The following is a 5,364-nucleotide window of genomic DNA, read 5'->3' as shown; positions in this document are numbered from 1 at the left end:
GTCTAGCCCGGGGTCATTCAGGCCACTTGCCGCGTAGAGCTGGTGGACATCGATGACGGCCGAGATGATGCCCCAGAAGCGGCTGCCGCCGCCCGCCGTCGGCACAAAGACGGGAATGCGGCCGACAAAGCCCCGCCCTCCCTGGGCCAGATCGACGGGACCTGCCAGCACAAGAATGCCAAGGTCGCGCGCGCGAAGCGCGGCCGTTCGTTGCGCCTCGCTCTTTCGGTAATCGAGCCCGATCGCCTTCTGGTTGCCTTCCATGGGATACATCAGTGAGATGACGAGATCGGGAGCACCGGCGATGTTGCGCAGCTGCGATTTCTGTTGGAACAGGTTGCTGGCAAGGGAGGCAAATCTCTGCTGCCCCATATACGGCTCCGTAACCACAGTCGAGACCAGGCCCTGAACGAGTTGGAGGTTACCGTTTACATTGCCTTCGAGCTTGGCCCGGATGATATTGACCTTGGCTTGGACTTCGGCGCGCGCGAGCTGATCGGAGACTTTCGTGTTCTGCAAGTCGGCAAGAATCGCGCAAATCACAAGCACGGCGACCGCAATTGCCGCCGGCAAGTTGGCCGTTGAAAAAACTGCCTTTCTTGCGCCTTCGAAATTGAAAATTGCTCTGCCCGATCCACCCAATTGCGTTTCCTTGACAACAAGCCCACCGGTCAACCTAGAACGAACTGCTTAAATTTAGACTTCGAAGCTACATAAAAGCTTCCGGTCTCTGCCACCAAGTTCCGAAAGGCTGCACTTTGGCGCTCGCCTTCGTCCTTGTTGACGATGCGAAAGCAAGGCTCCAGCAAAACTCTTGGTGAAATCTTCGACCAGCGGCCGCTTCTGCCGCTCGTGCGGAGGGCGGTTGGGTCCTCCTCACTGGGAGTGCCACCCCGGGGGCCGGCCGGTGCAACGCCCGCGAATGGCTTGGCGTATCGACCGATCGCGCCCAGCTATCCGAGATAGTTCATCGGGTGCGGCACGGAAAATCAGGGACGAACATCGGCATAGTCACGGCCCTCGACGATGCCGTTGCAACCTTCAACTCAAGGAGCGACGTTCGGGAGACACGAACTCGGGTGAGGACATGCCCTGTGTCAAATCCGATTGCCCTCCCAACTTAGGTTTCCTGTGTGAAATGGCGACGGCAGGATTGCCGGCTGCTCCCGCGCGCTCATAGTCGCTTCATGAATGCGCAGTACGTGGAACTCGTCTTGTTTGAACAGTCGCTGTCAAATCTAGGCAGTATGAATCGCCCGTTTTCCGATCGCGTGGAAGACGCGGCGGAAAAGACCGCCGGCTCGGTGCTGTTCGACGTCCGTGTCGACGGCGACCGGCGATTTCAAAGAATTGCGGCGATCGGATATGGCGCGGACGGCACTGTTGCAATTGCCATGGGCAACGACGGACACCTTGTTTCGGCGTCCATTGACGGAGGCGAGGCCTTGGTTGCCGAAATAGCGGCCTGGTGCTCGCTGAGCATGGCCGAGCAGTCTTCTATCAGCTGCAATGATGCCCCTGCCAGACTCCTCGCGAATTTGCGAACGGCCGGCATCCTCGATTGAAATGGCCGCACGGGTAGCAAGTAGGTGCCGTCGAACGGCGTGCCCGGTTATCAGGGCGCGCGCCCCAGAGTTGAGGCACTTGCCAAGACCCTTCTGGAGAACCAGCGGCAAGCAGGCATCATCCTCATGTCGGGGGGATTGCTGACGGTGTCAGTGGGAATGCCTCTTAAGATCGTTCGTAGCTTCGCTTGCGACCCCGGGCCAAGTGTCCCGACGGGGCAGGTCCCGTCATTGCTGGTCAGTGACGGGCCTTCGCGCTGGCACTGCTACCACCTTCTTGCTCGGATCCGACTAAAGCCCAACATGGAAGCGCAAAGGTCTGACCCATGAAACAACGGAGCCTTTTCCACATTTGGAAATGTGACCGTCGATCATTGTCTTCATCGTCGGTTGGTTGATTACCCGCCACGGCTCGCTTGGCGTGGCGGGTACTCATTCATGGAGAGCGCATGCATCCTGGTGAGATCATCGCGAACGCGTTTGCAGCGGGATTGGTCATCATCCTGATAGCTGTCTTTTTTCTGATTTTCGGGAAGCCGCTCTGGCCTGAACGACACGTCCGGATGGTCATCATCCCGCCTGCTCACCGAATGACCACCGCTATCAAGAGTGCAGGGCCAGACCTGCCAAACAAGATTGATTTGGAAGTTGTGCGCCCGAGGCCGACCACCAACAAGAGGACCTGAAGCGCCTTCGAAGCGATGCTCGCAGAGGCTTCGACGCGGCGGTTCACCAGTTGGCCAGCGCGAAGAATAGGCGCGAACTCCTATTATTTCTGGCGAAAGGCGGAGTGGAACGACACAACCAACGGACCTAGCACATAGTCGAGCGCGGTGCGTTCCTCGGTGACGATCATGACTGACGCCGGCATGCCCGGATAAAGCGCAATCTGTGGGGCTGCAGCCAATTCCACCGGGTCGACTGCTACGTCGGCAAGATAGTAGGGAAACCCGGTCTTGCTGTCGGTAATGCGATCCGCCGAAATGCGGGTGACGCGACCATGAATTATGGGTATTGAGCGCTGTTTGTAGGATGTGAAACGAACTTCGGCACGCCATACCGGGTCGCAGGTTCGATATGTCCTCGACGCGAATCTGAGGGACGACCAGCGAATTTTCGGTCGGAACGATATCGAGGATAGTCTGGCCCGGCGAAACGATCGCGCCGATCGAGAAGACGCTGAGATCCATCACCTGGCCGTCATAAGGCGCGCGCCCTTCGGCTCGGTCCATGGCAGCACGGCAAGGTTCGATTGCGTATCGATCAGCATGGCTGATAGTTTGGCTCGGCGCTCATAGGTCAATTGGGCGATCTGCCCGTTGAGTTCGGCTTTGCTCTGTTGGCTGCCGGCTATAGCGCCGAGGTTCTCGTCGATTAGGCCCTGCAGATCCGAGGCCGATCGTTCCAATTCCAGAATGCGCGGGCGGGTGGTCAATCCAGCCTTGAGCAGCTTTGACAGGCTGGCCTTCTCGTCGATGGTCGATTGCATCTGGGCCTGGTAGGATTGGACCCGGGCCTGCTTGCCCTGGATCTGCTCCTCGAGCTCGGCAATCCGCCGCTCGAGGATCTGTCTGGCGCCGGCCATCGAGGCGCGCTGCACGGATGTTTTGTTGCTTCTGCTGAAATGGCGGGAACACTTTGCTGCTGATGACCATTCGGAGGAGCTTCAATCCAGCGCGTTGCCAGTGGATCGGACGTTCACATGGTCAGGCATCGGACCGTCGTCACCTGGTCATCGGTGATCTTCTTCAGGTCGTCTTGTGGCATCGGCTTTCAAATAGCGGCGGAAATTCGCCAGCGTAACACCCTTCATGGTCGCGCCGCCCGGATCGGACGGATTGTCTGACCAGAGTCAGATTTCAAACGCGCGCAAGCGCCCGCGCAAAGTGGCTGTCATGGCTAGTACCTTCCGCCTGATGGGCAATTGTTAAGTTTGGCAGTGAAGTTAGGAGGGCGGAAAAATCAGTCGGTTGAGCAAATCAGCGGTCTAGCCGCTCGCACTCATCGAGTAGGCCACCAAGCTCCAGGCAGAGATCGACGCGGCCGAGGCTGTTTGCGTTGTCATCGATCCCCATGCGGCGGTTGTAGGCCGTGACGGTGTCCTTCAGTTGAGAAACACGACCGGCCTTATGACCGCTGGAATAGGCGAAACCAGCGATGCAAACGGTTGCGGCGATTGCAAGCGCGGCAGTCTTGGCGTTCATGGTACTTTCGCCTCTCGAATCAAATTTGGGGAGAATTCGTCCATGGAAGGGAGTTTGACCGAATTAGCAGCGCGGCTCCAGATGCAATGGAAGGCTTGGGCTCCCGCGATTGGCCTTGGAGTTGCCGCCGCCATCGGCATGATTTGGACCGTCTATCTGCCGATTGTCGGATTGCGTCACCTGCTCGGATACAATTAGACCTCTAGTATCAGCACAGGCTGGTCCAATCGTGCCCAGCTATCCGAGATAGTTCAGCGGGTGCGGGACGAAACACTGCGGACGAGCATCGGCAAAGTCGCGACCCTCGACGGCCGAGCAGTCATCTATCAGCTACAATGATGCCCCTGCAGACTCCTGGCGAATCTGAGAAAGGCCGGGCATCCTCGATTGAGATGGCCACACGGGCTGCAAGTAGTTGCCGTCGAATGGCACGCCCGGTCATCAGGGCGTGCGCCCCGAGCCGAGGCCCTTACCACGACCCTTTTGGAAAACAAGCGGCAAGGCATCATCCCCAGGTCGGGCGGATTGCTGACGTTGTCAGTGGTAGTGCCTCTTCGCAGAAATTAGACAGGCATTTGGGCAGAAGTGGTCATTTTCTGAAATTCGGAAAGAATCTCCGGGAAACTCTGCGCGAGATATCGAACGACACGGGCGTTCTCCAGCAACCGGCAGAGATACCCCCTGGCCACCACCAGATCCAGGTGGTCGGATCCATAGCTCTCCTCGACAAGCTGGTATTCCTTATCGAGTTTGGTTGATTCGTTTTCCATCAATGCGATCTGCGCATCGCTCAGTCCGGCTAGCTTTTTCGGCTGCGACGTATCGGCAAGCTGGGAGGGCGGGGTCGCGCCGACCAGGGATTTTGCGTAGTTGATCGAGAACTTGTTCATGGCGATCATCAGTTGCGCCGCCTCGATCTGGCGCACGGCTGCCAGCTTTCGCAGTTCGATGAACGTGTTGGTCGGAACGAAGCGGTCCTTGAGCATGTCGATCGCTTCCGGGCATATCCCTTTCAGCAGATGTTTTTTAAGCCTGATTTGGCCGATGTTGACATTGAGGGTTCTCGCGATGGTCTCTTCCGGGACGCCGCTGTCGATGGCCTTCAGGATCATGAAGTGTTCCTGGATCGTCGCCAGCCGGCTTACCCGTTTGTTGTAGGTGAATGCCTCGTCATCGTTGGCGACCAAACAATCAACCTCAGTGTCGCCCATCTCCCGCAATATCTCGATGCGCATGTGGCCGTCGACCAAGAGGTACTTTCCCGGCGTGTCCTTGTCCTTTGCAACCACGGGCAATTCCACAAGCCCGATCTCGCGAACGGACGACCTGACCTGTTGATATTTCGGAGTTTCCCTGGCGCTTTCGGTGAACAGGTGAAGCGGCTGGATGTCTTCAAGACGAAGGCAAATAGTAGCGCGCTCAAAAGCGAATTTTATGTCTGGAACGGTAGGACGCTTTGCGGTCATGCGGGCTCAACTCTGCTGATCCGGGCCGCCAGGTTTCGTGGGAGGGTGTTCAGTCCTTCCGCCGCAAGAAGATCCTGGAATGCCTCTTCTGCCATGAGTTGCCGCAAGGCGTGGGTGACAAACAGCAGG

Annotated in this window: 8 protein-coding genes and 3 pseudogenes; 3 read left to right on the top strand and 8 right to left on the bottom strand. The window is 57.8% G+C overall.

Going from position 1 to position 5,364, the window contains the following annotated elements; all coding sequences use genetic code 11:
• On the bottom strand, window positions 1-642 hold a 642-nt coding region (locus EN984_RS21615), incomplete at its 3' end, for a CHASE domain-containing protein (protein ID WP_245457025.1).
• A 299-nt stretch (window positions 643-941) separates the two neighbouring features.
• Between EN984_RS21615 and EN984_RS39530 the strand changes: the two are divergent.
• Together EN984_RS39530 and EN984_RS21605 are read left to right on the top strand one after the other, a co-directional pair.
• Window positions 942-1,124, top strand: a pseudogene (locus tag EN984_RS39530) (hypothetical protein); the annotation flags it as partial.
• Window positions 1,125-1,214: 90 nt separating this feature from the next.
• Complete coding sequence (locus EN984_RS21605) at window positions 1,215-1,565, top strand: hypothetical protein (RefSeq protein WP_236383564.1); 351 nt, start codon at window positions 1,215-1,217, stop codon at window positions 1,563-1,565.
• A gap of 769 nt (window positions 1,566-2,334) precedes the next feature.
• Here the strand turns inward: EN984_RS21605 and EN984_RS38915 are convergent.
• From EN984_RS38915 to EN984_RS21585, 6 genes and pseudogenes are all read right to left on the bottom strand, one after another.
• On the bottom strand, window positions 2,335-2,472 hold the full coding sequence (locus tag EN984_RS38915) for a hypothetical protein (RefSeq protein WP_245473048.1): 138 nt from the start codon (window positions 2,470-2,472) through the stop codon (window positions 2,335-2,337).
• 6 nt (window positions 2,473-2,478) lie between these two features.
• Window positions 2,479-2,679 (bottom strand): annotated as a pseudogene (locus tag EN984_RS39380) (HlyD family secretion protein); the annotation flags it as partial.
• Window positions 2,678-2,755, bottom strand: a pseudogene (locus EN984_RS38905) (hypothetical protein); the annotation flags it as partial. The pseudogenes EN984_RS38905 and EN984_RS39380, both read right to left, overlap by 2 nt.
• Window positions 2,755-3,150, bottom strand: a complete 396-nt coding sequence (locus EN984_RS38900; RefSeq protein WP_245465164.1) for a hypothetical protein — start codon at window positions 3,148-3,150, stop codon at window positions 2,755-2,757. The pseudogene EN984_RS38905 and the gene EN984_RS38900, both read right to left, overlap by 1 nt.
• 147 nt (window positions 3,151-3,297) lie before the next feature.
• The gene (locus EN984_RS39525; RefSeq protein WP_306256524.1) at window positions 3,298-3,378 is read right to left on the bottom strand and encodes a hypothetical protein; all 81 of its coding nucleotides are present in this window, start codon (window positions 3,376-3,378) and stop codon (window positions 3,298-3,300) included.
• A gap of 166 nt (window positions 3,379-3,544) precedes the next feature.
• Complete coding sequence (locus EN984_RS21585; RefSeq protein ID WP_127266850.1) at window positions 3,545-3,769, bottom strand: hypothetical protein; 225 nt, start codon at window positions 3,767-3,769, stop codon at window positions 3,545-3,547.
• 42 nt (window positions 3,770-3,811) lie between these two features.
• Here EN984_RS21585 and EN984_RS37800 point away from each other — a divergent pair, with 42 nt between their 5' ends.
• Window positions 3,812-3,967, top strand: coding sequence for a hypothetical protein (locus EN984_RS37800; RefSeq protein WP_164748839.1), 156 nt, complete (start codon window positions 3,812-3,814; stop codon window positions 3,965-3,967).
• Between the two features lie 365 nt (window positions 3,968-4,332).
• Here the strand turns inward: EN984_RS37800 and EN984_RS21575 are convergent, their stop codons facing one another.
• Window positions 4,333-5,235: a plasmid partitioning protein RepB C-terminal domain-containing protein gene (locus EN984_RS21575; RefSeq protein WP_127266851.1), complete on the bottom strand. Its 903-nt coding sequence runs from the start codon at window positions 5,233-5,235 to the stop codon at window positions 4,333-4,335.
• Between the last annotated feature and the right edge of the window lie 129 nt (window positions 5,236-5,364).

This window comes from Mesorhizobium sp. M7A.F.Ca.CA.004.12.1.1 (assembly GCF_003997835.1).
GTDB lineage: Bacteria > Pseudomonadota > Alphaproteobacteria > Rhizobiales > Rhizobiaceae > Mesorhizobium.
Note: the sequence above shows the minus strand (reverse complement) of the source record. Positions and strands in the feature narration are given on the sequence as shown.